This is a genomic window from Streptomyces sp. NBC_00466, from assembly GCF_041433995.1.
Taxonomy (GTDB): Bacteria; Actinomycetota; Actinomycetes; order Streptomycetales; family Streptomycetaceae; genus Streptomyces.
In genome coordinates this window covers 4,878,109-4,902,881 of the sequence record NZ_CP107896.1, presented here as the reverse complement: position 1 = coordinate 4,902,881, position 24,773 = coordinate 4,878,109, and the positions used below count along the sequence as shown (strand labels likewise).

Sequence of the window (24,773 nt, the reverse complement as noted above, 5' to 3'; positions counted from 1 at the left end):
GTTTGACTCCCGAGAATTCCTCTAGGATTTCTTGGAGAGATTAGGCGGACTGCTCAGTCCGCTCGGGCAGTTCTATGGTCAGGATCTGGTTCACGATGTCCCCGACGTTGAAGTCGCGGCGCTTCGGGTCGAATCGCACAAACGAGCAGCCCAGCCGGTCCTCGATGAACGTCTGACGCCACCACTCTGCGTTCCGGTCGAGCAGTGATCGGTCCCGCTCGATGACCACGTTGATGCCGGGGAGGTAGGCGTCCACCGTGTATTCGCCAACTCTGTGCTCCTCCACGAACTCCAGCGGCTTCAAGGCGGCGGCGAGGATTCGCAGCACCTCGGTCTCAGGCGTCGGGACATAGACCATCTCCATGCCCAGCTCTGCCGCGAGGTTCATGGAGGAAGCCCGCCGCGAGTTCCCCACCATGCGCTTCAGACCATCCAGCGTCACGGCCGTGGTCAGAGTCCTGCCCCGAGGACCGGTCTCACCGAAGACCTCCCAGGGAACGCGCCGCTTCATCTCCTTGGGCACTTTGCGATAGTTCGCACCGTAAGCGCCGATCGAGCGGTGCCCCACGACACGAACTGCGTCCCACAACGAGAAATGCAACTCGTCTTCTAGATCTACTGTACGAATTCGGCTAAGCTCACCCATGGTTTCCCCAAACCTCGGGTGTCCCAACACCCGATTTATCTCTCACCAGAGATTTTTAAATTCTGAAGGCCCACTCCTCCCCAGGGGTGGGCCTTCTTCGTGCGACCATCAACACCTTAGCCGTTTGAAGTGACGGGAAGCGACCTCTCCGTTACGGCGCGCATTGCCTGGCGGAAAATGAACGTCGCTAAATTTTAAATTCCTGGCGTTGGATCTCCGACGTGAACGCATCGATCTGGAGACAGCGGGCGTACTCCCAGCGGAGCGAATCCTCGGGACTCAGGGCCAGCATCCGGGCCGCCTCCAGGTCCCCCAGCTTCCGGAGGTCCAGAGCCCGCCTGGCCGCCTTCTGGAAGCCCCGCAGGGACAAGGCGTAACCGTCCTGGGTCTCGGTCAGGCCGTGGCGCCTCAGGGCCTCCTGGCGCTCCTCAGGGGTCATCAGGTGGTGCGCTCCTGATCACGGTTGCGGATCTCGCCCTCGGTCTCGCCCACGATCGACTTCCACTCGGACCGGAAGTCGGGGTGATCGACGTACGACGCAAGGAGGGTGATGGCCACGGGACTACGCAGCCTCAGCGGAACACCGGCAATCACGTTCACGAGCGCGTCCTCCCAGAAGGAGCGGGGTTTGTCCTCGACAGCCCACGGAATCTCGTGCACCCAGTGCAGGAGCCTGCGCTTCGCCTCGACGTCGGAAAGGACCCGATCCCGCAAGCGGGTCAGGTCCTCGTTCTTGCCGGGCTTCAACGCGCGAGCCGCCGTTTCGTCCTCGCGAAGCCGGGCCCACAGGAACTCCATCAAGACCTCGAAATCGACTTGCCTCATCGCCGCCCCCCCTTGTCAGTAAGCGCTGAGGGGACATCATCCACCCACCGCGGACTCCAAGGATTCCTGAGCCGGCCGCCCGCAGAGAGGCGGACCGGGCGGCGGCGATCTCCGGCTTGGACGGTGAGGGCTGGTACTCAGATTTTGAGTACCAGGACGAGTCTGGTTTCGCTCAGATCGAAAGCAGGTCTTCCTTCAGGTGGTCAGAGATGTGCGGATCATGCGGGCCCGCATGGCGGCCAGGAGCTCCGGGGTCGGCTCCTCGTCGCTCAGGCGGCTCGTGGCGAACCGGGGGGCCTCCGGGACCCTCTCGACCTTCGGGGCCGGGAGAGGGGCGCTCAGGGCCTCGGGAGAGACCGGGATGGACACCGCGTCCTCCTGGCCCTTGAAGTACGCGTAGAGCGCCATCTCGTCCCCCTCGGCCACCAGGGCCCGGTACTCCCGGGAGGCGTTCTCCGGCAGCGCGTGCTCCGCGAGGTACTGCTCCCTCCGGGAGTTGGCCACCGAGTGCAGGAAGGCCAGGTATCCGGCCGGAGTCCCACGGCGGGCCGAAGTTTCCTGGATCGCCCGGTCCTTGGCGGCACGGGCCTTGCGGATCTCGTCCCGGAGGGAGGCGTCCTCGTACCAGTCGCCGTCCATCCGGTAGTTGGAGGCCCAGCGGATCTCGTACGCGATGGAGCGGCCCTGGCGGACCTTGTCGACCAGGAGGGCGTTGGCCTTCCCCATGCGGGCCAGGAGCGCCTGGGCTCCCCGCTTCGACAGGCCCGTCAGGGTCTCGATGTCGGCCACGGAGAGGACGACATCCTCCAGGCCGCACAGCACCGCGAGGTGCCAGGCCCTCCGGCCCAGCGGGATCGCGGCGATCTTCACCGCATTGTCGTCGTCGATCTCCGCCCAGAGGTCCAGGCCCGGGTCCAGGGCGGTCAGGACCTGTCCCCGCTCGTTCGTGCGGTCCAGCTTGGAGAGGCGGGAGAGGGTCTTCATGCCGTCGACCAGGACTTCCTGGGCCCTCTCACTGATACGCGCACTGAGAACCGCATTACCTTCCAACAGCTCCTTCAGCCCCTCCTCCAGGGCCAAGTCCCCCTGGGGACCCACAGGGGCCTCAGGGGCCTGGAAGTACTTCGGTGGGGTACTGCGGTTCTGAGTGCGCTTATTGGAGTGGAGCCGGATCTCCATCTGCTCTCGCTCCTCAGCAGTGGGCGAGGAAGCCCCACGGGTCCTGGTCCAGAGGAACTTAAATTCCGAGTGACCCCCAGTGGGACCAGCGGTCTCCCGGACCACCTTGTCGGTCGTCCCGGTCCACCGGGCGAGGCCACGGGTACCGGAGATGTACGGACGGGTGGTGACGGTCCAGGCGAGGGCCAGCTCCATCAGGACCTCGGAGCGGCCCACGGAGCGCGTGGCTATCTCGACGAGGTGGGCAGCGTTCACCGACTCCTGAGAGGTGGGGAGATCGGTTCGACCGGAGACGTCACGGCCGCTAGAATTCGGGGACAACTTCATTGGTGCTCCGGTTCTCAAGGTGGACGGAGTGCCGGTCCTGAGAGGTGTAGGAGCCTCCTGGACCAACCGGGATTTAAAATCCCTGACACGGCCCTCGGGTTACCAGCCCGGGGGCCTTTGTCGTGCCTGAGGGTCAGGATACGCACGCGTGTAGCGCATTGGCCAATACTCGGAATCACTCCAGGAATTCCCGTAGAGGCTATCCCTACAAGGAAAGTCCGAGAGAAGTAATAAAGTCAACGAATTGTCGCCCGGAGCCCCCGAGAAGAGGTTTTCCGCCCCCGCAAGGTGGTAATGTAAAGGCATCGCCACCAAGGCGATATCGACTCCGCTGGAGGTCCCCCGCACGGGGATGTCCTCCGTGCGTTGAGTCGAAGGGAACGCCGATGCACGCCATCGCTCCCCCGCCCCCGATCAGCAACGAGCTGGTCCTCACGGAGTCCCGGACCATGCGGGCGCAGACCATCGGGCGCACGGACGCGCTCGACAAGGTCAAGGCCCTGGCGATGCTCCCGGACAGCCTGCACGTCACCACCGAGATGGCCGCCGCGTACTACGAGGTGGACACCCAGGCGATCCACAGCCTCGTCCGTCGTAATCGCGACGAGCTGGAGCAGAACGGGATGCACACCCTCCAGGGTGCCGAACTGCGGGCCTTCAAGGTGGAGACAGGTGGTCAGGGTGACCACCTGTTCAACGGAGTACGAACCCTGCGGCTCTTCACCCGCCGCGCCCTGCTGAACGTCGGCCAGCTCCTGACCGAGTCTCAGGTGGCCCGCCGGGTCCGCGAGCACCTGCTGAACGTCGAGCAGGCCGTCCGTCCCCAGGCCGAGCCTCGTCAGCTCCCCCAGGCGAAGCGCCTCCCGCCGAAGACCTTCCGCCAGGCCTACTTCAGCGACGTCCCCGAGGGCCGCTTCTTCCGGCACCTGTACAGCCACGGCTACTTGCTGGATCAGCGCAACCAGCGCAAGGACGAGTTCGGGAACCTGACCAAGGACGGGTTCCGTCACGGCCACCCGAAGGCGGGCAAGGGAGACCGGTTCTTCCAGCTCCCCGAGGTCATGTACGTGGACGCCAACGGTCGCCTCCGTGGCCGAGCCGTCGTCAGGCCGGATCGCATCCAGGACCTGGTCGAGCAGCTCATCAGCGAGGGCCTGCGCCACAACCCGAGCATCACCCGAGGCCCGAGCCGGCTGGCCCTGACGGCGTCGGAGTCCACCGAGGTTGTCGACGGCTACCGGATCACCATGCGGCGGGGTGCCTGATGGAGAACAACACACCGCGCCCGGTCGACCCGGCGCTCGACAAGGTCCTCCGGGACTCCGAGCTGACGCACGTGGCCCGGCTCGTCTGGGCCCACCTGCACAACCGCCCCTCCGGCCAGCGCAAGGCCACCATCGTCCGCGCCCTCGGCGTGGACAAGGCCACCGTCTACCGCGCGATCAAGGCCCTCACCGAGCGCGGCCTGGTCTGCGACGAGGACGGTGTCTGGACCGCTATCGCCCCGAAGGAGGAGGCCCGATGAGCATCGCCGACCCCTGGGAGCGCTACATCGTCGGCTACGACTCGCGGAAGGTCCGGCAGGTCCAGGTCCGCGAGCGCATCGACGGTGTCGACATCGTCGAGACGGTCACCACGAAGCCCGTCACGGTCTACGAGAAGCGCCCTGACGGCTCTCTGACGGAGCTCCACGGCGAGGCCAAGACCGCAGCGCTGGATGCCTTCTGGGCCGATGCCCAGCTTTTCAACGAGCAGGAGCAGAACCGATGACGATGACCTGCTGGCACCACCTGGACCTGGCCCTCCACGCCGTCGCCGCCGGGCTCTGCCTCGGCCTGATCGTGGCGATCATCCGCCGCTGGAAGCGGAGTGCCCGATGATCTACGACCTGACCACCGCCAGCCTGCTCCGCTTCGTCGGCGACGTCCTGGACCGCCACGATGACCACCTCTGCAACGAGGGACCCACCGAGCAGGGCAGCCGGGTGCTCAAGAAGATCGACGCCTTCGTCCGCCACACGCCCCTGCGGCCTGTCTCGGACACGAGGATCGACCTTGCAGGCTTCGGTTCCGTGCCCATCCACTTCGAGAGCGACCACGACAAGTACGTCCTGCTCAGCGAGTGCGCCGAAGAGCTGGGTTGGCCCCTCTCGAAGGCCCACGAGTGGGCTGACCAGGAGTACCAGTGGGCCGTCCGCGACCAGCGTCAGGCGGACGAGGAGCGCGGGGACGGCCTCCTCGGCTATGACGGGATGCGCGGCTGCATCGATCTCCAGCTCGACCTGGTCATGGACGACCCTGAGGTCAAGGCCGAGAACTGTGGAGCCCAGCTGGCGATGGCCGGGGACTGGCTCATCTCCACGGACCGTCTCCCGTCGCTGCTGTCCTGCTCCCCGTGGGGCCGCGAGTTCACCGACAACACCGAGGACGCCCTCGGTCACGCCTTCGCGAAACACTTCGGCGACAGGCTCCAGGACGTCCCGACGTACAGCGCGGACGGCCAGCCCACCGGCCGCAGCGTCGCGGACATGTTCCGCACCGATTTGACCGAGGACGAGGCGCTCCGCAAGGCCCGTCGTGGTCCGGCCCTGGACATAGAGCTCGGCTAAATGACCGAGATGACCGTCTGGCGAACGCGCTGAGCGAGCACCCCGAGGAGCTGATGCCTTCGGGGTGCTCCTTGGCCGGAAGGCAAATGAGCCGGCCGTTCCCAGCAGGCCCCCGGGATCCCCGACGGGGTCCCCCCGGGCTAGTACGCCCTCTTGATCCGCCTGACCCTGATGGGAGTCCCCATGACCGCCATACGCCCGTGCCTCGTCTGCGGTGAGCACAACGAGTGGACCAAGACCTGCGACCGTTGCCGAAGCCAGATCCGCGGTGTCCTCGCCCAGCTTCCGATGCAGTACACGTACCTGTCGATGAGCCGTCAGCCGGTACAGGGAGGAGGCACTGACGGGAGGTCCTCCACGCGTCTCCACGCCCCTCTCCCGGGCCGTGAGGACACCCTCAACCTCCTGGGCCCGGCAGCCCGTCAGAACGTCACTGACGCCCAGGACCAGACGGGCCCCGTGCCCTTCCTCGCAGTCCTGGAGACTTGGTGCGAGGCCGTGGCCGAGGAGAGGTATCTGACGCCCGTCAGGAGGCACGTGACGGCGATGACGGCACTGCTGACGGCCCACCTCGGCTGGATCTGCGAACAGCCGTGGGTGCGGGACTTCGAGGAGGAGCTCAGGGAGCTGCTCAAGACCTCTCAGAGGATCACGATGACGGAGCCCCGCAAGGAGCTGCTGAGGGGCGTGACGTGCCCGAGCTGCGAGGGGCTGACGCTCATCCGGTACTTCCCCGGGGACTGGGCCGCCGAGTGTGCACTGTGCAGCGCCGTCCGCCTGGACCAGCACGACTATGACCTCTTGGTCCAGAGCCAGGCCGCCAAGCTGACGGTGGAGGCATGACCGCCCGTGAGTCTCCGTAAGAACCCCGCGTCCGCCAAGGGCGCGGGGCCTTCCCCTTGGCCGCCCCCACTGGCCCTGACCGACAGAGCTCTCCTGGCGGTCGCTCTCCTCGCCGGAATCGCCGTGACGGCCTACTCGGAGTGGCAGCTCGCCCTCCAGGTCGGAGTCCACCCGGCTGTGGCGCCGCTGTTCCCAGCCGCCATCGATGTCTACCTGGTCGCCTCCGTGCGGGCCGGCCGAGGGTGGGACATCGCAGGGTCGTTGGCCGTCATGGGCGGGTGCCAGGTCAGTGCCCACCTACTGACGACGCACAGCGTCACTGCGTCCGTTCCCCTGGTTGCCGCTGTATCCCTCTTGATCCCGATCACGGTCTGGAGGGTCCACTCCCTCGCCGGGAACGACGCCAGAACGAGCGCCATCGTTGCGAAGCCGGAACTGACGGTGAACGTCATCCGGGCCGGTACTCCTCCGTGGAAGCCCGCGACGCCCAAGGCGATGACCGCCCTCCAGCCGCCTGCCCTCAGGGCCGTCAGCGCCCTACAGGAGCCGCGTCCTGACGTGGTGACAGCCCGCGTCAGCACGGAGCCGGAGAGGACCGTCGAGAGCCCCCCGAGGCCCTCGGCTGACCAGATCGTGAGGGAGCTCTACGAACAGCTTGGTGAAAAGCGGCCGGGGACTCGACACATCCGTCAGGCCCTGGAAGACGCGGGGCTTCCCTGCTCTGACGGTTCGTGCCGACAGGCCCGATTGCGAGTTGAGCAGCGGGAGCCGCAGCTGAAGGAACTGCCGCCCGCCTGAAGGCCGGAGGCATCAAGGACTTGACGGGATCAGCCCCACGAGGGCTGGTCCCGTCGGCATGATGATCCGTGTGAAATTACGAAGATGGCTCCTGGAGGGATGACCGTCATGCAGGCGGAAACGTTGGCGGCACTGTTCGGTCTCGGGGGAACCCTTGTGGGTGCGGCAGTCTCCACGGGGGCCGTCGTCTGGCAGCAGAGGAAGACAGCCCGCGAGGCCGAGCGCATTCATCTGCTGGGGCTGTCCGAGGCTGCGGCCAACGAGTGCGTGCGGCTGAGCTATGCGATTCAGGAGCTGTTCGAAAAAGGAGTGGGAGACGAACGGAGCCCGGACGGTCGGCAATGGCACGAGGACCTTCAGCGGATGAACCAGTCTTTGGAGGAGCAAGCGCTCAGATTTTCCGACCCACAAGTACGTGAACTCCTCACTGACTGCCATGCCGACATCCTGGTTCGGGTCGAGTGGGTCGGTGACCCAAACGGCTGGCCTCCGAGGTACATAACCCTGTGTGGAGACATCCGGAAGGTGATGGGGACCGTGCTCCGCCGACAGCCCTTTCCCCGGGAGGTTTGGCGCAACCATCCGGACGCTTCACACCCGTCATGACGCCCGTCAGGACAGGTACTTGCTTTCCCTAACGAACGACTGCATAATCGAACGCAGCAGGACACGTACGTCCTCGCGCAGGTCCCGACTCCACTGGAGATGCGGGGCCTTTCGCATGTCGGGAGGGCTTCAATGGAGGACGAACTCTGGCTGACAGCCCGGGAAGCCGCTGATCACTGTGGCGTCAGCCTCGTGACGGTCTACTCCTGGGTGCGCAGAGGCCATCTGAAAGTCGAGGGGCTCGATCACCGAGGCCAGAAGCTCTTCCGTCATCTGGACGTCGCGAGGGCCGAGATGGCGACCCGGACCAAGGCGAAGCGCGCACTGGTTGCTGCCTGAGACCGCACGACGAAGGGCCCCGTCCGATAGCAGACAGGGCCCTTCGTCGTATCTATCGCTTCATCGCCTCGGTCAACGCGACCACAGCCCCACGAAGACCTGCGATCTCATCCCGCAGAGCGCGCAGCTCACTCTGAGTCCCGAACTCATCTTCACTGCTTTGGGCCTGCGTGGTTTCCTCCCCGGACTCCATGTCCTCGGCAACCTCCACGTCACTCGCTGGAGGCGGAACCTCCTTCAGGATCTGATCTCCGACCTCCGGAGTGATGTACCTGATCTTCTTGCTCGGTGCGTAGACCGGATACTCACCGCTAGCGATGCGGTTGGTGATCCGCTGGTAGGCCGCACCGTTCATCGGATAGCCGTGCTGACGGTAGAAGTCGAGCAGCTTGATCATGTTGAGCGCGTCTGTGTTGCTCATCGTTTGACCCCCCTGAGTCCGATCATGAGATTACCGGCTTCGGCCACACGCCGTACCTCCTAAGCAGCACTCGCTTTCGGACATCGCTGACGACCGTCAGCTCCTGACCAGTCAGCCGTCACCACACGCACGTGAGGGGGTGAGCCGGCCGTGTCCCGCACCTTCTCCCCCGAGGACGAAGAGACCCTGCGTCAGCTTCACCGTGACAGCGTCAGCAGGAACGACATCGCCCGTCAGATGGGCTGGTCCGTAGGCACCATCACGAACCACGCCAGGCGCCTCGGACTGGACTTCGACCGCTCTGCCACGAGGGCAGCGGTAGAGGCCCGTCAGGTCGATCTGAAGGAACAGCGTCAGCAGGCCCAGCAGCGCCTGATGGACTTCTTCAACCGACAGCTCAATCGAGCTCAGGGCCAGTACCGGCTGACGGGCTTCGACCACGTTGGGCAGTTCGTGGCCCAGCTTGTCCCTGAGCCCCCGGCCAAGGAGACCAAGGACTTGACGACAGCGGCCATGCAGGCCCTGAACGGGGCACTGAAGCTCGCTCAGGTAGACGCCGAATCGGACACCGACAAGGCCAAGGCAGCCCTCGGATCCCTCGGGAACGCTCTGAGTGCCATCTACGGGGGCGCGGATGACTATCGCGAGCCCGGCACGGACTGACCCCTTCGGTATCCCGCTCAGCCCAAAGCAGGGCTGCTCTATCGTCCAGTCCACCGCACGCATCAACGTGTGGGAGGGCTCGATCCGATCGGGCAAGACGGTGGCTTCGCTCATCCGGTGGCTGAAGTTCATCGCGGAAGCCCCGGAGCGGGGCGAGCTGGTGATGATCGGCAAGACCATCCGCTCGGTCTTCTCCAATCTCTTCCTGCCCCTGATGGACCCGGAGATCACCGGGCCATACGCGGTGCACATCCATTACACGGCCAACGCCCCGTACGCGACCATCCTGGGTCGGCGGGTCCACGTGCTGGGGGCCAACGACTCCAAGGCCGAGGGCAAGCTCCGAGGCATCACCCTGGCGGGTGCGTACCTGGATGAGGCCACGCTCGTCTCCAAGGAGTTCTTCGATCAGCTCGTGGGCCGCATGTCCGTGGAGGGCGCGAAGCTCTTCACTACGACCAACCCCGACAACCCCGCGCACTGGCTGATGCGGGACTGGCTGTCCAACCCGAGCACACCTGTCCGCCGCTGGCACTTCACTGTGGACGACAACCCGTTCCTCCCGGCTCAGTACGTCGCCGACATCAAGGCGATGTACACAGGGCTCTACTACCGGCGCTTCGTGCTCGGTGAGTGGGTCGCGGCCGAGGGGGCCGTCTTCGATATGTGGGACCCCGACGTCCACGTTGTCGACTTCATGCCGCAGATGCACCGCTGGGTGTCCCTGGGCATCGACTACGGCGCCTCAAACCCCACGGCTGGTGTCCTGCTGGGGCTCGGCAATGACAAGCGGATGTACGCGGTCAGCGAATACCGCTACGACGGACGACAGCAGCGCCGAACGCAGACCCAGAGCGAGACCTCGCAGGCCCTCAGAACATGGCTCGCAGACGTTCCGGGGTACGGCAGGGTCCGGCCTCCATTCGTCGCTGTGGACCCCTCTGCGGCCTCCTTCAAGGAACAGCTCCACCGGGACGGACTCAGCCCCATCTCGGCGGACAACAGCGTCCTGGACGGCATCCGGCTCGTGTCGGATCTCCTGGCGCGCAAGAAACTCTTCATCCACCGCTCATGCAAGGGCCTGATCTCGGAGGTCCCCGGCTACTCCTGGGACGACCGAGCGGCCCTCCTGGGCGAGGACAAGCCGCTGAAGGTCAACGACCACAGCGTGGACGCGATCCGCTACGGCGCATTCACCACACGGAGCCAGTGGGCTCACCTGATCGGCCTGTCACTGGCCGCCTAACCAAGAACAGAGGTGACCCGATGCCGCTTCCCCCTGGCGGAGAGACCCCGTGGCCGCCTCCCGAGCTGGGCCCGGTGGCACGCAAGCTCACCGAGTGGTCCGCCTGGTACAGCGGCGATACCAACGCCCTGGCCTCCGTGTACTCGTTGGCCGGCTCAGCGACCACGCCGACGTCCCAGCGCTTCTTCCAGAGCGACAAGCCCCTGGGGGCGTCTGGCCCCGCCACGGTCGCCAGGACCTTCTGGGGAGCGCCGCTCACGCCGGGGACCCAGCGCACCAAGCTGCACGCCCCGGTGGCCGCCGACATTGCTGAACTGAGCGCCAACCTGCTCTTCAGCGAGATGCCGAAGTTCACCTCCACGGACAGCACCACGCAGAAGGAGCTGGAAGCCTTCCAGACGGACGGGATGCACGCGTCCCTGAGGGAGGCCGCGGAGACCGCTGCGGCCCTCGGAGGCGTCTTCCTGAAGGTCGTGTGGGATCAGACGCTGGCGGATCGCCCGTGGCTCTGCCCGGTCGCCCCGGAGCTGGCCGTCCCGTCATGGTCCTGGGACCGTCTCCAGGCCGTCACGTTCTGGACTGTGCTCCAGCAGGACGAGGACGTGACACTCCGCCTCCTGGAGATGCACGAGATCGGCTCGATCTCGTACGGCCTCTATCAGGGCACGCCGACCGAGCTGGGTGACCGCCTGCCGCTGTCGCTGTATGAGGGCACCGCAGAACTCGCGACCCTGTACGGCGACGAGGGCGTGATGCTCACGAACCTGCCGTGGCTCACTGCTGCGTACGTCCCCAACGTCAAGCCCAACCGGGTCTGGCGCGGCGTGCGTTGTGCACAGAACCTGGGCCGCTCGGACGTCGCCGGTATCGAGCCGCTCATGGACGCGCTGGATGAGGCGTGGACGAGCTGGATGCGTGACCTCCGGCTGGCCAAGAGCCGCATCATCGTCCCGAACATGATGCTGGAGACGGACGGCGCCGGTAAGGGTGCCCGAGCCGACCTGGACCGCGAGGTCTACGTGGGTCTCGACGGCATGATCGGCGACCCTAACAGCAAGGCCCTCGTTCTCAACCAGTTCGCTATCCGGGTCGCCGAGCACCAGGCCACTGTCCAGGCGCTCTTCGACCAGATCGTCTCCAGCGCTGGCTACTCGGTGCAGAGCTTCGGCGGCAAGGGTGATGTGGCGGCCGTTACGGCTACCGAGGTCCAGGCCCGCAAGGAGCAGTCACTGACGACCAGGGGCCAGAAGATCCTTTACTGGCGTCCGGCCCTCCAGCAGCTCTTCCAGGCCCTCCTGGGCATCGACCGCGAGGTGTTCGGCAACCGGTCCAATCCGGAGGCCGGGATCGACGTGGTGTTCCCCGCCTCTGTCCAGCCCTCGATGCAGGAGATGGCACAGACGCTGTCCCTGCTCGCGACTGCCGAGGCGATGTCCATCTTCCTGCGGGTGCAGACCCTGCACCCGACGTGGACCAAGGCCGAGGTGCAGGTTGAGGTTGACCGCATCTTGGCCGAACGGCCGGACAAGGCCCCGGTGGCAGTGCCTCCGACGCCCAAGCCGGTCAGCCCCCAGCAGTAACCCCATGCTCGGCCGCCAAGGCGTGGCCGGGCTCTTCGACGAGCGTCACAAGGAGGACGACGTCATGGCGACACCCACCGAACCGCAGAACCCGCAGCAGGGCGCAGGAGACACGGGCAAGGCCCCGGAGACCCAGAGCCCCGCACAGCCCCCGAACGGTCAGCAGGCCGACGCACAGGGTCAGGGTGACAGCGGCACCGGCAAGGCCCCGAAGTTCGAGGGCGAGTACGACCCTGCCAAGGCCGCGCGCCTGATCGAGAACCTCCGCACTGAGGTGGGCGAGGAGAAGACCAAGCGCACGGAGCTGGAGACCAAGTTCTCCGGCTTCATGGACGGCTTCACCAAGCTGTTCGGTGGCGACCAGAAGCAGGCACTGACGCCTGAGCAGATCGCCCGGAAGGCCCAGGAGAGCGACCAGACGGCTCGTGAGGCCACCGTGAAGCTGGCGGTCTTCCAGACGGCTGGCAAGCACGGAGCCGATCCTGAGGCCCTGCTCGACTCGGCCTCGTTCTCGAAGGCCATCGGCAAGCTCGACCCATCGGCCGACACCTTCGCGGCCAACGTCGAGAGCGCCATCAAGAAGGCCGTGGAGTCCAACTCCCGGCTGAAGGCCCAGACCGCTCCCCCGGTGCCCTTCAAGGGCGGCGTCGACATGGCAGGCGGCACGGGCGGCAAGCGCCAGCTCACCGCTGCCGAGGTCGACAAGCTCGCCAAGAGCAACCCGGAGGCGCTGGTCAAGGCCCAGGAGGACGGCCTCCTGAAGGACTACCTCGCTTCCTGACGAGACGCACAGGGCCCACACCGGACCTGGCCTCGTCACTCCCGGCTGACGCACGAGGTGCACAGGCCACGTCCATCCCCCTCTGAGACCACATGGAGAACTCATGGTCTTCAAGCCCGAGGTGTGGGCCGCTCAGGCCCTCGTCTCTCTCCGCAAGTCCCTGGTGTACGCAGGCCCGCAGGTCGTGAACCACGACTACGAGGGCGAGATCAAGAAGGTGGGCGACACCGTCCACATCAAGATGCTCGGTGACGTCACCGTCCAGACGTACAACCAGGGCGACTCCATCACCTACGAGGACCTCCCCGACGCGGAGATGAACCTCAAGGTCGACCAGTCGGACTACTTCGCCTTCAAGGTCGACGACATCGAGAAGGCCCAGGCGGGCGACGAGATGCCCGCTCGTACCAAGAACGCCGCATGGCGCATGGCCGAGAAGGTCGACTCGTACGTGGCTGGGTTCTACACACAGGTCCAGTCCGCGAACGTCCTCGCCTCCACCGCAATCACCAGCGGCGACGCGGCCTACAACGCACTGGTCGACCTCAAGGTCCGGCTGGACGAGTGCAATGTCCAGGCCGAGGGCCGGTACGTCGTCGTTCCGAGCTGGTACCACGGCTGGCTCCTGAAGAGCGCGAACTTCATCAACGCTGAGAAGTCCGGCTCTACCGCCCCGCTCCTCAACGGCCAGGTCGGACGTGCGGCGGGCTTCGACATCCTCATGTCGAACGCTGTGCCGATCATCTCCGGCGACGACTACGCGGTGACGGCGGGTGTCAAGGACGCCATCTCCTTCGCCGACCAGGTCACCGAGATGGAGACCCTGCGTCTCCAGAACACGTTCGCTTCGGCGGTCCGTGGCCTGCACCTGTACGGCGCCAAGGTGATCCGCCCGGACGCCATGGCCGTGCTCACCGCTTCCAAGTCCTGACGCCCCGCGTCACCAACCCCTGAGAGGTAATCACCATGGCGCGTATTGCTGTGCCGATCTCCAACCTGGTGGGCAACGGGTCTCTCGCGGACCCGGCCGGTACCACCATCGACGCAACCAACAGCCACTCGATCAGCCTGGCTTCGGTTCACCCCGAGGAGCTTCTGATCCGGGTGACCAACACCGACAGTTCGGCCCACGTGGTCACCGTCAAGGCGGGCGGGACCAACCCTCCGGCCTGGCGCGGTGGACAGGGCGACCTGACTGTCTCCGTCCCGGCCACCACCGGCGTGGTCTTCATCGGCCCGCTGTCCAGCTCGCGCTTCGCCCAGGCGGGCAACGTGCTGAACCTGGACATCGTCTCCGGGCACGCGGGCAAGGTCACCGTGTTCAAGGTCCCCCGGGGGTTCTGACCCATGGAGACCGCGTACTTCATGGGTGAGGGCGGCCACGTGTGGGAGATGGATCTCCCGCTCAGTGAGCAGCACGCCCGAGCACACGGGGAGGGGCGGCTCGTCCGGGTCAACCAGGACGGGACCGCTCACGAGGAGCACAAGCCCGAGCCGGCCTCCAAGGATTCTGGGGGCAAGCGGGTCGCCAAGGCCCCGGCCAAGACCGAGGAGAAGACCTGATGGCGCGTACTGCGCTGAACCCCCAGCGGTTCGCCACCACGGGCCTGCTGGCAACCTACGTGACCCCGGATGCAGCGGGCGTCTCGCTCCGCAGCAGCGGCAAGCAGGTGCTGCACGTCAAGAACGCCTCGGGGGCTTCGGTCACCGTGACGCTCAAGATCGGGCGCACCGTCCAGGGCCAGGCCGTGACCGCCCCGACCGCCACCGTGGCCGCTGGGGCCGAGAAGTTCTTCGGTCCGTTCAGCGACGACTACGAGCAGCCGGGCGCCACGGACACCGTGTTCGTCGACTTCAGCACCGTCGCGAGCGTCACAGTGGCCTGCCTGTCCCTCTGACACGAGGCCCGGAGGGAGGCATTGATGGCGTACGCCACCGTGCAGGAATTCACTGACTACCTCGATCCGGATGCGGTCCCGGCAAACGCTGCCCGCCTCCTGAGCCGGGCGTCCACCAAGCTCGACCAGCTCCTCATCGGGGCTGTGTACAAGACTGATACGGACGGCCTCCCTACGGACCCGGCCCTCGCGGCTGTGTTCAGGGAGGCCGTCTGCATCCAGGCCCACTACATCTCGGCCCTCGGTGACGAGACGGGCGCCAACGCGAACGTCAACCAGATGCACGTCGGCAACCAGAGAGTCTTCAGGGCGCTGTCGCTGGTCGGGGGCGGAACTCCTCGGATCTCGCCGGACATGCTCGCCCTGCTTCAGACCTCGGGGCTCCTGCCGATCAATCCGATCGTCTGGGGGTGACCGCGTGCTCCTCATGAGCAATGTGAGGGCCACCGTCCTGACGAGGCCAGAGCCGACCCGTGACCGACAGAACAACCGTGTGTGCGACTGGTCCTCGGCCGACCGCCAGACCTACGACGCGATGCTTCAGCCGCTCAGCTCCGTGGAGATCACGCAGCAGGGCGACCAGGTCACCACCGAGCGCCAGTGCTTCTTCCCGCCCGAGGCGGCGGTGAGCGAGTACGACCGCGTGGAAATCGACGGCATCACGTACGAGGTCAACGGCCGACCGGGACGAGAGCAGGGTGCTGGGCCCCTGGCGGCCCTGAGCCACCTCAATGTCCTGCTGCGGGAGGTCACCGGCTGATGGGTTCCTTCAAGCCCGACCACGCGGCCATCGCGGCCCTGGTCCATGAGGACTTCGTTCAGCGTGACCTCCACGAGCGGGCCGATCGTGTGGTGGACGCGGCCCAGGCCATCGCTCCTGTGCGGTCCGGCTGCTTCAGGGACTCCATCCATGCCGAGGACGGCCCGGCCGGCTCGGTCCAGGTGGTCTCCGACCTCGACTACTCCGTGTACGTCGAGCTCGGCACACGGGACACGGACGCTCACCACACCATCGCTACCGCACTCGATGCCGCAAGGGATTGATCCATGGCCAACCTGAAGCTCGCCTTCCCGTACAAGGGCCATCGGCCTGGTGACGTGGTCGAGGTTCGCGACGACGAGGTCCGGAATCTCGTCGAGTGCGGCATCGGTCACCTGGAGGGTGCTGAACCCGTGCTGAGGCTCGGTCGGCTCCCCAAGGTCGCCCAGCCCGCCGAAGCCCCGCAGAAGCCCACTGAGGCCCCGCAGGAGTCCACCAAGCGCCGGAGCAAGACCCCGGCCGATTAGCAGGACCAGGAGGCCGCGGTGACCCTTCCTCTGACCTCTCTGGTCTTCCCGGACACGGAGCAGATGGTCGTGAACCAACTGCTCGAAGTGCTCGGGTACGAAGCCTCCACTGTGCGGCCGGACGGAGACGCCTTCACCGAGGCGCTCCCCTTCGTCTGGGTCAACCGCATCGGGGGCGTACGCGTCACCCGGACCTTCCAGGGCCTGAGCCTCCACGACGAGGCCCGGATCTCCCTGGACGTCTACGCCTCAGACCGTGTGGCCGCCACTGACGCGGTTGCTCAAGTCCGTGCCGCCTTCGAGCAGATGCACGGCACCTCCCGGGACGGCGGCTTCGTGCTGCGCACCTGGGAGGAGACGGGCCCTGCGGTTCGCCCGGAGGAGCCCAATACCAACATCACGCGGATCGGCCTGCTCGTCGGCCTCCGCGTTCGACCCATCTGACCCGCGACGCCGTGGGCCAAATCGGCCCAACAGCATTCCCGCCTCGAACGGAACTGGCCCTGCCCGTCTTCGTGATGGCGGCAACCACAGGAGAAGAAATCCATGTCTGCTGATACCACGCAGGTGCGGGTTGGCGTCGAGGGCGCGGTCTACGTGGCCCCGGTCGGCACCACCGCTCCCACCGACCCGTACACACCCTGGGGTGATGGCTGGATCGACCTCGGCTTCTGCACTGAGGACGGCCTCACCGAGGCCCTGAACGAGGAGCGCCAGGACTTCAAGGCATGGGGCAGGAAGCGCCCCGTCCGGACCGCGATCACCAGCCGGACCAACACCTTCAAGATCGTCACGCAGCAGACGAGTGCGCACACGGTGTCGCTCTTCTACGGCGTGGACATCGCAGACATGACCTCGTCCGGTAGCGCCGACACCCAGTACATCAGCTGGAACGAGCCGGAGAACCCGGAGTCGATGTACTACATGCTCGGCATGGACGTGATCGACGGTGACTACCCGAAGCGGATCGTCGTCGTCAGCGCTGAGGTCACCGCGAAGGGCGACATCGTCTACAAGGCGGACCAGACCGTCAGCTACGACCTGACCTTCACCGCCTTGGAGGCGGCGTCCGGCGTCAGCCCCATCAATTACATGCTCGGCAAGGTCGCTCTCCCGGCCTGACCGCCTCAATCCACTGGCCGGGGAGCCCTTCGCGGGTCTGCTCCCCGGCCAGTGCCTGACCCGCGAAAGATCCGCGAGAAGCTGGAGCACCGCCATGACTCAACCCAACCGCAAGCGCATCAAGCTGGAGACCCTCCGCGCCCAGCGCCTGGAGGCCGAGGGCATCAAGGAGCTGGAAGTGATGCTGGAGGACGAGAAGTTCGTCTTCCCGACGTTCAACTGGCTCCCCGTCTCCGTGTACAAGAAGATCAAGGCTCTGGATGACGAGAGCGACCTGATCGCCCAGACGGAGATCCTGCTGGGCAAGGAGAAGACGGAGCGGCTGTTCGAGCTGGGGCTCACTGTCGGTGAGCTGGTCAACATCTTCGAGCAGCTCCAGGAGGACTCGGGTGTGAGCCCGGGGGAATCGACCAGCTCCTCGGAGTGATCGAGGAGCACCCTTCCGAACTGCGAGCGGACATCGTCCGGTACTTCCCTGGGCGGTCCCTCAACGAGTTCCACCGGAACGAGTCCGGCGCCGGGACCATGACGTGGCTGGAGCTGTGGGAGTTCTACCTCGGCCTCCCGTACGACTCGATGACCAAGTCCGCCATGGCAGGCGACCACGGGCATCGTCGATGGACCGAAAGCGACTACCTGCTGAGGGAGATCCTCGCCCTCTTGCAGTTCCAGTCCCGTATCGCCTGGATTGCCGGGCAACTCCAGGGCCCGGCGCCCGACCTTCCTCCGTGGCCGCACCCGGACCTCCGTCTCCCCGAACAGATCGAGGCGGATCGGGAACTTGCCGTGGCACGAGCCGAACGGGCCCGCAAATTCCACGAGGCCATGAAGCCCGGCTCTCAGAACACCGAGTACCTCAACAAGCTGGCGGCTGTGCGCGCGGAGCACCAACGGTTGGCCGCTGAGCGACAGCGGTCTCCTGGCGGTGAAGACCCGGCCCCGCCCGACAACTGAATCGGAGGGGCGATGGCCACCAACGTCGGCCGTGTCGAAGCGAGCATCGTCCCGGACACCTCGGGCTTCGCCGCCCAAGCGGACGCTGCCCTGACGCCCATGGCAGATCGCCTGGGTCGGAAGCTGGGAGAGAGCCTCTCCCGGTCCATGACCCGGGCACTCGACTTCTCCGGGATCAACACGGGCCTGAGTCGAGCGCTGGACCGGGCAGAGGTTCAGGCGGCCGGCTCAGGCCGATCCGTCGGTCGGGGCTTCGCGAGGTCTCTGCGCGCGGAGATGGACGCGAGTCTTCGCAACCTGCCCGAGGTGAAGGTCAAACTGTCCCTTGACGAGACGTCGGTCGCGGACTTTCGGGCCCGCCTGGCACGCCTCACCAGGGAGGTCATGCTCCCGGTATCCCTGCACCTCGATATGGCGGCCCTGGCCGCATACCGGGCTCAGATCGCGGACCTGACCCGCACACAGACCCTCACGATCAACGTTCGTAGGGACGACCCGAACCCTCGCCTGACGAGCCCAGGCGGCTCTGGCGGTGCCACGTCTGCGGCTGGGGCTGCTGCCTCCGGTGGCACAAACCCGTATCTCCTCGCCACTGGAGCAGCCGCCGGTCTGGCACTGGCGCCCGCCCTCGGTGCGCTGGTCCCAATGATGGCCGGTGTCGCTCTGGGCGCGGGCACGATGGCGCTCGCGTTCAAGGGCGTCGGTGGTGCGCTGGCCCTCGCTGGCGGGGACCAGAAGAAGTACCAAGAGGCGCTGAAGAAGCTCGGCCCTGAGCAGCGCACGTTCACGGAGGCCATTGTCGGCCTGAAGAAGGAGTTCGCGCCTATCGGGCGTGAGGTTCAGAAGGCGATGCTGCCCGGCTTCACCTACGCGGTGAAGCAGGCCGGACCCGTCGTGAAGATCCTCGGTAAGGGCATGACCGAGATGGGCAAGACCTTCGGTGATGCGGCCCAGGGCGTCGGCAAGATGATGAAGGACTCCGGATTCCAGAAGGACTTCGCCACCACTCTCAAGCTCGGCAACGGCTTCGTACGTGAACTGACAGGTTCCATGGGCCCGTTCGTGAAGTCGCTGCTCGACTTCGGCGCTGCCTCCGGCCCGACCCTCAAGGCGTTCTCTTCTGGGATCTCCGGGCTGCTGGGCAAAGGGCTGCCCGGCATGTTCAAGGGATTGCAGTCCGGGATCTCCGGCAGCTCGAAATTCCTTGACGGGATCTTCAGTGCGCTCAACCACGTCCTGCCCGCCCTCGGCCGGTTTTCTGGTGCCTTCGCCCGTACCTTCGGCCCGCTCCTGGGCCAGCTGATGGACTTCTCCGGCAAGGCGACAGCTGTCCTGCTGGATGGGCTGGGCGGCGCGGTGAAGTGGCTGGGCCCCGTCTTCAAGGACTTGAGCTACGGGATCAAGGACGTCACGTCGATTCTGTCCATCATCGGCCCCACGGTGAAGGACACCGCGTCGGCGATCTTCACGGCGCTGGTTCCCGCGTTCTCGACGTTCGACCAGGCCAAGGGCCCGTTGCAGCGGCTCGGGAACGACATCAGCGCGAACAAGGGCCGCATCCAGGAGATGGCCCGCGTCTTCGGGGCCTCTGTCATCGGCATGGTGAGCAGCGCCGTGGCGAACCTGCCGAATCTGATCGCGGTGTTCCGACTCACCACGGGCGGCATGGTCACGGCGCTGGGTGGGGTCCTGCACGCCGCAGCCGTCGCATTTGGATGGATTCCGGGTATCGGCTCCAAGCTCAAGGGCGCCGACTCCGCGTTCGCCAAGTTCAAGTCTGGGTACATCAGCGGACTGAGCGCCGCCGAGGCCAAGACCCGCTCGTTCGCCGCTGGCGTTCTGCCGAAGTTGCAGAACAACAAGCTCCAGATGAACATCAACAGCTGGCAGTCCCAGATCGAGACGGCCAAAGCGAAGCTGAAAACGGTACCGGCCAGCAAACAGGCCGCACTGCGCGCCACAATCAGCGACCTGCAAGCGAAGGTCGCCGCCGCCAAGCGGGCCATCGCCAGCGTGACCGGCAAGTCCGTGACCATCACTGCCACCACCTTCTACCGGCAGGGCAACCAGGCCCCTCACGGGCCGCTCGCCTCCGGGTACGGATTCGGCAAGGCGTCCGGCGGGATCGTCCGCCGTGCGTCCGGCGGCGTAGTTGGCTTCCCCGGTGGCGGGCCTGTCAGCGGGCCGGGCACCGAAACATCCGACTCAATCCTGACCCGCCTGTCGAACAACGAGTACGTCGTCAAGGCGAAGTCCGTCGCCAAGTACGGGCTCGGGTTCCTCAACGCGGTGAACTCGGGAACGCTCAACCTGGGCCGTTTGTCGTCTGGTGGTCTCGCGGGCGCGGAAGTCGCCAGCGGCCTGGCGAACGGCATGAAGGACAGCTCGTCGAAGGTCAACGGTGCCGCCGTGGTCATGGCGGCTGCCGTAGAGGCGGGTGTCCGGAAGGAACTCCAGATCGCTAGCCCCTCGAAGAAGATGGTGGCGCTCGCCAAGAACATCGGCGCTGGTCTGATCAAGGGACTCACCGGGTCCAGCGCTGAGATCAAGGCGGCATCGGCGTCTCTGGCCAAGTCGATCTGGGACACGTTCAGTGGGTCCACGGACAACCGCCTCGCGGGGATGCTCAGTAAGCAGACGGCGAAGCTGCTGGACCTGGCCGCCAAGCGGGACAAGGCAGCGGCGGCCATCGCTGCGGGCCAGCAGATGGCCACGGACCAGAAGGCCGCTGGGCTGTCCTTTACGTCGATGACCGCCCTGCCGAACGGCGGGAACACCTTCGACGCCGGGGGCATCCTCTCGGGCCTGAAGGTCCGGCTGGGCCAGCTCAACGCCTTCTCGGCAAACGTGGGCAAGCTCGCCAAGATGGGTCTGTCGAAGGACCTGATCGGCCAGCTCATCTCAGCCGGCCCGGATGGTGGAGCGGCCTACGCTGCCGCTCTGGTGAAGGCGACTCCGGGCACGCTCAAGGCGCTGAACAGCACCCAGGCGCAGATCGCCAAGGCCAGTTCGTCGTACGGCAACTCGGCAGCGGACATCATGTACGACGCGGGTAGCCAGGCGGGCAAGGGGTTCCTGACCGGGCTCAAGGCCCAGCAGAAGTCCATCGAGGACTCAATGTCCTCCCTGGCCAGAGCGATCCAGTCGTCCATCAAGAAGGCCCTGAAGATCAAGTCTCCGTCCCGCGTAATGGCCGAGATCGGACAGCACGTCGGCGAGGGCCTGGTCATGGGCATGGACGCGACCCATGCGGCCGTTGTCTCCAGCTCGAACCGGATGGCCATGGCTACACAGAGCGGTATGGGCTCCGACATCTCAGCCCGGACTCAGCAGGTTCGGGACGTCCACCTGCACGCGACCACGAGCGACAAGCCCACCAAGAAGGCAGTCATGGACGTCATGCGCGACTACACCGCGCTGTACGGACCACAGATCGCCCTCTGATCGAACCCCCGGAGGGGCAGACATGCCGATCTTCGTACGCTCCTCCGGGGTCCTCCCGGGCGGCAATAACCCTCCCCCGCTCGCCCCACTGGAGGTCCCAGACCTCTCCTGGACGGATCCTCAGGGGCGCGTGACGCTCCTGTCCGACTGGGAGGGCGGCTGGGTCCTCCAGCCCGGTGTCCGTGGCCTGGACATGCCCGGGTACGACTTCTACACCGATGCCTCGCCGCAGATCGACGGCAACGCACTGCGGGGGTTGAGGGCTCAGCCCCGGGAGATCTTTCTGCCGGTCGTCTTCTTCGGTCCGAACCGTGCGGGATTCATTGAGCGCAAGCGGTGCTTCTTCCGCACGCTCAACCCCTACCTGGGGCTGGGGGCGTTGACCCTGACCGAGTCGGACGGCACCTTCCGCACTATCGAGGCGTACTACGTCTCGGGAGCCGAAGGGGACTTCGGCGAGGACACCTCCGGTCTGCACTGGCAGGTGGTGGGGCTGACGTTCTCCTGCCCTAGCCCGTACTGGGTCGGCGACCAAGTCTCCAAGACTTTCTCCGCCGGGGCGACCGGGGGCTTCTTCCCGGTGCTCCCCCTGGTGGTCCGGGACTCTCAGGTCCTGGGAGACGCCACGATCGATAACCCCGGCGACGCTGCGAGCTTTCCGGTCTGGACGATCCACGGCCCGGCCACGTCGGCGGTCATCACGAACACCACGACGGGCCAGAGCTTCTCCGTGACAGCCTCTCTCGGCTCCTCGGACGTCCTGGTTGTCGACACCCGTGAACGGGTCCAGACGGCCGTCCTGAACGGCTCCACGAACTGGTGGCCCAACCTCGCCACCGACTCGGAACTGTGGGCCCTTCAGCCCGGCCTGAACGACATGTCGCTGACCTTGGTCGGTACGAACAGCAGCACCACGGTCCGAGTCGACTACCAGCCCCGGTATCTCACGGCGTAGGAGGCGAAGTTGCCCGATCTGCCTCCCCTGACTGTCCAGGTCCGGGACAGCAACCTGCACATCATCGGGGTGGTCAGCGACTTCACCTCGCTGACCATCTCGCCCCGCTTCAACGCCGTCGGGGCCTACGTCCTGAACATCTCGGCAGATTCCCCCAAGGCGGACCTGCTGGTCCCGGGTAATGGCCTGGTGATTCGCCGCGGATCCACGGTGCTGATGTCTGGCCCCATCCGGGAGCCGAACTGGAGCCGGTCGGAGAGCGACGGCGGCAGCGGGTCTCTGACGGTCAACGGGGTCGACGACATGTTCGTCCTCACCGGGACCTGCTGGCCTAATCCGACCTCGGCCCCCGGGTCACAGGCGGACAGTTTCTACAAGATTTCCGGGGTCGTGGCCGAGACGGCAATGAGGACCCTGGTCAACCTGAACTTCGGTCCCGGAGCTCAAAGCTCCCGGAAGATCTCCAACCTCACGCTGGCCGCTGACGGCGGCCACGGGGTGAGCATCACCAGGCAGGTCAATCAGTTCGACAGTCTCTTGGCCGTCCTCCAGGACATCGGCAAGACCGCCAGCCTCGGGTTCCGCGTGATCCAGGTCGGCTCCGCCCTCCAGTTCCAGATCTATGAGCCGGCCGACCTGTCAGCGTCCGCGAAGTTCTCCTTCAAGCTGGGCAACCTGACCGACGCCTCCTACTCCGTCACCGCCCCGACCTGCACAAAGGCCGTCGTGGTGGCGGGAGGCAGCAGCAGCCACCGTGTGGTCTCCGTGACGCCCCGGGCCGATCCGGCCTTCCCCGGGCCCTGGGTCGAGCAGTTCGTGGACCTGACGAGCGTCGACACCGCCTCCACCGACCTGACAGCCCAGATGGCCCAGGCCGCCGATGAGGCGCTCACCTCGGGTGCGGCCCAGGGGAACCTGACGATGAACCCGATCGACACTCCTCGTCTCCAGTTCGGGCGGGACTACACGGTCGGAGACATCGTCTCGTGCCAGGTCCGGGACGACTTCTTCGCCGACGTGGTCCGCGAGGTCGGCATCACCTTCGACTCGCAGGGCGGCTACGTCGCCAAGGCGGTCATCGGCTCCTCGGACTCCACGGACAACCAGGACGTCCTGGCACGGCAGTTCCAGTACATCGCCCGCATCTTCAACCGGCTCAGGCGCCTCGAAACGCGCAAGCCCTCGTGACCTGGAGGTCCCATGAGCCAGTCGTCTTTCCCGTTCGGCTCCTCGCAGATCGCCACGGAGGACCAGTGGTCCTCGATGTTCCGTATGACCCAGGTGGACGGAGTCTTCGCCAGCAGCGAGAACGACACTGACCTGAAGGTCTCCGCGTCCAACGCCTCCACCGTGACTCTGGCCGCTGGTGAGGCATGGATCCAGGGGACTTACTACGCCAACAGCGCCTCGTTGAACGTTTCCGTCCCCACCAACTCCGGCGGCAGCTCAACCCGCAACGACCTGATCGTCCTGCGCCGGGACCCTTCCGGTGACACCACCACGGTCCAGTACAAGACGGGCGGAACAAGCTTCCCGTCCCTGACTCAGACACTCAACGGCACCTGGGAGATCCCCCTCGCGCGGGTCACAGTGGCCGCCGGAGCGTCTGTCGTACCCCCGTCTGGGGTCGTGGACGTCCGCTGGTTCGTGGGCCGTCCTGCGGTCTTCGGCAGCTCTCCCTACCGACGTCCCCCGACCCGGGGTCAGCTCCACATCGACAACGGTGCGGATCTGTACCTGGGCGACGGAATGAGCTGGAACTACCTCGGGACCGCCGAGGAACCGGCGGCGAAGACGTATACGCCCGTGTGGAACGCAGGCTCGACCACGATCAACTGGGGAACGGGCACGCAGAACATTGGCCGGTACAAGCGCCTCGCTGGCAACCTGTACTGGGTCAAGATCCAAGTCATTCCGACCGGGAACCCGCCTGCGTATGACGACCCAATCCAGGTGACGCTGCCCCTTACGCTCCAGGGCTCAACCCGGGAACTGTTCAACGTCAACTTCACGCAGGCATCGGGCAACGGCGGTCTGTCCTTCGTGGGGACGGCGATGGCCTACCCGACCGAGTCCAACAACAAGATCGCCCGCATCCGGGTGCCCGTGTCGGAGAACGCTTCAGGCACCTCTGGCGGCATCAACTCACGAAACATCCTGACCAACTCGCCCTTCAATATTTCGAGCGGCGACTGTCTGACCATCAGTGGCACCTTCGAAGCGGCCTGACAGGCACCGGTCGACTGCGTCA

Annotated in this window: 33 protein-coding genes; 28 read left to right on the top strand and 5 right to left on the bottom strand. The window is 66.0% G+C overall.

The annotated features are described in order from the left end of the window. Positions 1–40: 40 nt before the first annotated feature. The 4 genes from OG210_RS21995 to OG210_RS21980 all read right to left on the bottom strand — a co-directional run bounded on the left by OG210_RS21995 (position 41) and on the right by OG210_RS21980 (position 2,905). A complete protein-coding gene (locus tag OG210_RS21995; protein ID WP_371538428.1) occupies positions 41–523 on the bottom strand; it encodes a hypothetical protein in 483 nt (160 codons plus the stop codon). A gap of 310 nt (positions 524–833) precedes the next feature. After that, positions 834–1,085 (bottom strand): hypothetical protein, encoded by a 252-nt coding sequence (locus tag OG210_RS21990; protein ID WP_371538426.1) that lies wholly within the window; start codon positions 1,083–1,085, stop codon positions 834–836. Next, the gene (locus tag OG210_RS21985; protein ID WP_371538424.1) at positions 1,085–1,471 is read right to left on the bottom strand and encodes a DUF6221 family protein; all 387 of its coding nucleotides are present in this window, start codon (positions 1,469–1,471) and stop codon (positions 1,085–1,087) included. Before OG210_RS21985 ends, OG210_RS21990 begins: the two co-directional genes overlap by 1 nt. Before the next feature lie 195 nt (positions 1,472–1,666). Next, a complete protein-coding gene (locus tag OG210_RS21980; RefSeq protein WP_371538422.1) occupies positions 1,667–2,905 on the bottom strand; it encodes a hypothetical protein in 1,239 nt (412 codons plus the stop codon). Positions 2,906–3,363: 458 nt separating this feature from the next. On the opposite strand from OG210_RS21980, the gene OG210_RS21975 reads away from it, so the two are divergent. The 8 genes from OG210_RS21975 (at position 3,364) to OG210_RS21940 (ending at position 8,171) form a co-directional block, all read left to right on the top strand. Beyond that, positions 3,364–4,242, top strand: coding sequence for a hypothetical protein (locus tag OG210_RS21975; RefSeq protein ID WP_371538420.1), 879 nt, complete (start codon positions 3,364–3,366; stop codon positions 4,240–4,242). Then, on the top strand, positions 4,242–4,502 hold the full coding sequence (locus tag OG210_RS21970; RefSeq protein WP_371538418.1) for a helix-turn-helix domain-containing protein: 261 nt from the start codon (positions 4,242–4,244) through the stop codon (positions 4,500–4,502). The genes OG210_RS21975 and OG210_RS21970 overlap by 1 nt, the downstream gene beginning before the upstream one ends. Then, the gene (locus OG210_RS21965) at positions 4,499–4,747 is read left to right on the top strand and encodes a hypothetical protein (RefSeq protein ID WP_371538416.1); all 249 of its coding nucleotides are present in this window, start codon (positions 4,499–4,501) and stop codon (positions 4,745–4,747) included. The genes OG210_RS21970 and OG210_RS21965 overlap by 4 nt, the downstream gene beginning before the upstream one ends. 106 nt (positions 4,748–4,853) lie before the next feature. Beyond that, positions 4,854–5,585, top strand: a complete 732-nt coding sequence (locus OG210_RS21960) for a hypothetical protein (RefSeq protein WP_371538414.1) — start codon at positions 4,854–4,856, stop codon at positions 5,583–5,585. 183 nt (positions 5,586–5,768) lie between these two features. Then, positions 5,769–6,428 (top strand): hypothetical protein, encoded by a 660-nt coding sequence (locus OG210_RS21955; protein ID WP_371538413.1) that lies wholly within the window; start codon positions 5,769–5,771, stop codon positions 6,426–6,428. A 123-nt stretch (positions 6,429–6,551) separates the two neighbouring features. Further along, complete coding sequence (locus OG210_RS21950; RefSeq protein ID WP_371538411.1) at positions 6,552–7,226, top strand: hypothetical protein; 675 nt, start codon at positions 6,552–6,554, stop codon at positions 7,224–7,226. 99 nt (positions 7,227–7,325) lie between these two features. After that, positions 7,326–7,832, top strand: coding sequence for a hypothetical protein (locus OG210_RS21945; RefSeq protein ID WP_371538409.1), 507 nt, complete (start codon positions 7,326–7,328; stop codon positions 7,830–7,832). Positions 7,833–7,964: 132 nt separating this feature from the next. Further along, entirely contained in the window at positions 7,965–8,171 is a 207-nt protein-coding gene (locus tag OG210_RS21940) for a helix-turn-helix domain-containing protein (RefSeq protein ID WP_371538407.1), read from the top strand. Positions 8,172–8,223: 52 nt separating this feature from the next. Here the strand turns inward: OG210_RS21940 and OG210_RS21935 are convergent, their stop codons facing one another. Next, positions 8,224–8,592: a hypothetical protein gene (locus OG210_RS21935; RefSeq protein ID WP_371538405.1), complete on the bottom strand. Its 369-nt coding sequence runs from the start codon at positions 8,590–8,592 to the stop codon at positions 8,224–8,226. A 150-nt stretch (positions 8,593–8,742) separates the two neighbouring features. Between OG210_RS21935 and OG210_RS21930 the strand changes: the two genes are divergently transcribed. The 20 genes from OG210_RS21930 to OG210_RS21835 all read left to right on the top strand — a co-directional run bounded on the left by OG210_RS21930 (position 8,743) and on the right by OG210_RS21835 (position 24,751). Beyond that, entirely contained in the window at positions 8,743–9,255 is a 513-nt protein-coding gene (locus OG210_RS21930; protein ID WP_371538403.1) for a hypothetical protein, read from the top strand. Continuing rightward, positions 9,227–10,501, top strand: a complete 1,275-nt coding sequence (locus OG210_RS21925) for a PBSX family phage terminase large subunit (protein WP_371538401.1) — start codon at positions 9,227–9,229, stop codon at positions 10,499–10,501. Before OG210_RS21930 ends, OG210_RS21925 begins: the two co-directional genes overlap by 29 nt. 20 nt (positions 10,502–10,521) lie before the next feature. Continuing rightward, positions 10,522–12,081: a phage portal protein gene (locus OG210_RS21920; protein WP_371538399.1), complete on the top strand. Its 1,560-nt coding sequence runs from the start codon at positions 10,522–10,524 to the stop codon at positions 12,079–12,081. A 4-nt stretch (positions 12,082–12,085) separates the two neighbouring features. Beyond that, positions 12,086–12,862, top strand: coding sequence for a hypothetical protein (locus tag OG210_RS21915; protein ID WP_371538397.1), 777 nt, complete (start codon positions 12,086–12,088; stop codon positions 12,860–12,862). A 103-nt stretch (positions 12,863–12,965) separates the two neighbouring features. Further along, positions 12,966–13,793 (top strand): P22 phage major capsid protein family protein, encoded by an 828-nt coding sequence (locus tag OG210_RS21910; RefSeq protein WP_371538395.1) that lies wholly within the window; start codon positions 12,966–12,968, stop codon positions 13,791–13,793. 35 nt (positions 13,794–13,828) lie between these two features. After that, complete coding sequence (locus OG210_RS21905) at positions 13,829–14,206, top strand: hypothetical protein (protein ID WP_371538393.1); 378 nt, start codon at positions 13,829–13,831, stop codon at positions 14,204–14,206. A 3-nt stretch (positions 14,207–14,209) separates the two neighbouring features. Further along, a complete protein-coding gene (locus OG210_RS21900) occupies positions 14,210–14,425 on the top strand; it encodes a hypothetical protein (protein ID WP_371538391.1) in 216 nt (71 codons plus the stop codon). After that, entirely contained in the window at positions 14,425–14,760 is a 336-nt protein-coding gene (locus OG210_RS21895; protein WP_371538389.1) for a hypothetical protein, read from the top strand. Before OG210_RS21900 ends, OG210_RS21895 begins: the two co-directional genes overlap by 1 nt. Positions 14,761–14,784: 24 nt before the next feature. Then, entirely contained in the window at positions 14,785–15,174 is a 390-nt protein-coding gene (locus tag OG210_RS21890) for a hypothetical protein (RefSeq protein ID WP_371538387.1), read from the top strand. Positions 15,175–15,253: 79 nt separating this feature from the next. Continuing rightward, positions 15,254–15,520, top strand: a complete 267-nt coding sequence (locus OG210_RS21885) for a hypothetical protein (RefSeq protein WP_371538385.1) — start codon at positions 15,254–15,256, stop codon at positions 15,518–15,520. Beyond that, on the top strand, positions 15,520–15,804 hold the full coding sequence (locus OG210_RS21880; protein WP_371538383.1) for an HK97 gp10 family phage protein: 285 nt from the start codon (positions 15,520–15,522) through the stop codon (positions 15,802–15,804). Before OG210_RS21885 ends, OG210_RS21880 begins: the two co-directional genes overlap by 1 nt. Before the next feature lie 3 nt (positions 15,805–15,807). Beyond that, positions 15,808–16,047, top strand: a complete 240-nt coding sequence (locus OG210_RS21875; protein WP_371538381.1) for a hypothetical protein — start codon at positions 15,808–15,810, stop codon at positions 16,045–16,047. An 18-nt stretch (positions 16,048–16,065) separates the two neighbouring features. Beyond that, a complete protein-coding gene (locus tag OG210_RS21870; RefSeq protein WP_371538379.1) occupies positions 16,066–16,491 on the top strand; it encodes a hypothetical protein in 426 nt (141 codons plus the stop codon). 102 nt (positions 16,492–16,593) lie between these two features. Beyond that, positions 16,594–17,169, top strand: a complete 576-nt coding sequence (locus OG210_RS21865; RefSeq protein WP_371538377.1) for a phage tail protein — start codon at positions 16,594–16,596, stop codon at positions 17,167–17,169. A gap of 94 nt (positions 17,170–17,263) precedes the next feature. After that, entirely contained in the window at positions 17,264–17,596 is a 333-nt protein-coding gene (locus OG210_RS21860; RefSeq protein ID WP_371538375.1) for a hypothetical protein, read from the top strand. Continuing rightward, positions 17,593–18,123, top strand: a complete 531-nt coding sequence (locus tag OG210_RS21855) for a hypothetical protein (RefSeq protein ID WP_371538373.1) — start codon at positions 17,593–17,595, stop codon at positions 18,121–18,123. The genes OG210_RS21860 and OG210_RS21855 overlap by 4 nt, the downstream gene beginning before the upstream one ends. A 276-nt stretch (positions 18,124–18,399) precedes the next feature. Further along, complete coding sequence (locus OG210_RS21850; protein WP_371538371.1) at positions 18,400–21,567, top strand: hypothetical protein; 3,168 nt, start codon at positions 18,400–18,402, stop codon at positions 21,565–21,567. 130 nt (positions 21,568–21,697) lie between these two features. After that, positions 21,698–22,522, top strand: a complete 825-nt coding sequence (locus OG210_RS21845) for a phage tail family protein (RefSeq protein ID WP_371538369.1) — start codon at positions 21,698–21,700, stop codon at positions 22,520–22,522. Between the two features lie 9 nt (positions 22,523–22,531). Then, complete coding sequence (locus OG210_RS21840; protein ID WP_371538367.1) at positions 22,532–23,710, top strand: siphovirus ReqiPepy6 Gp37-like family protein; 1,179 nt, start codon at positions 22,532–22,534, stop codon at positions 23,708–23,710. 12 nt (positions 23,711–23,722) lie between these two features. Continuing rightward, on the top strand, positions 23,723–24,751 hold the full coding sequence (locus tag OG210_RS21835) for a hypothetical protein (RefSeq protein WP_371538365.1): 1,029 nt from the start codon (positions 23,723–23,725) through the stop codon (positions 24,749–24,751). Positions 24,752–24,773: the final 22 nt, after the last annotated feature.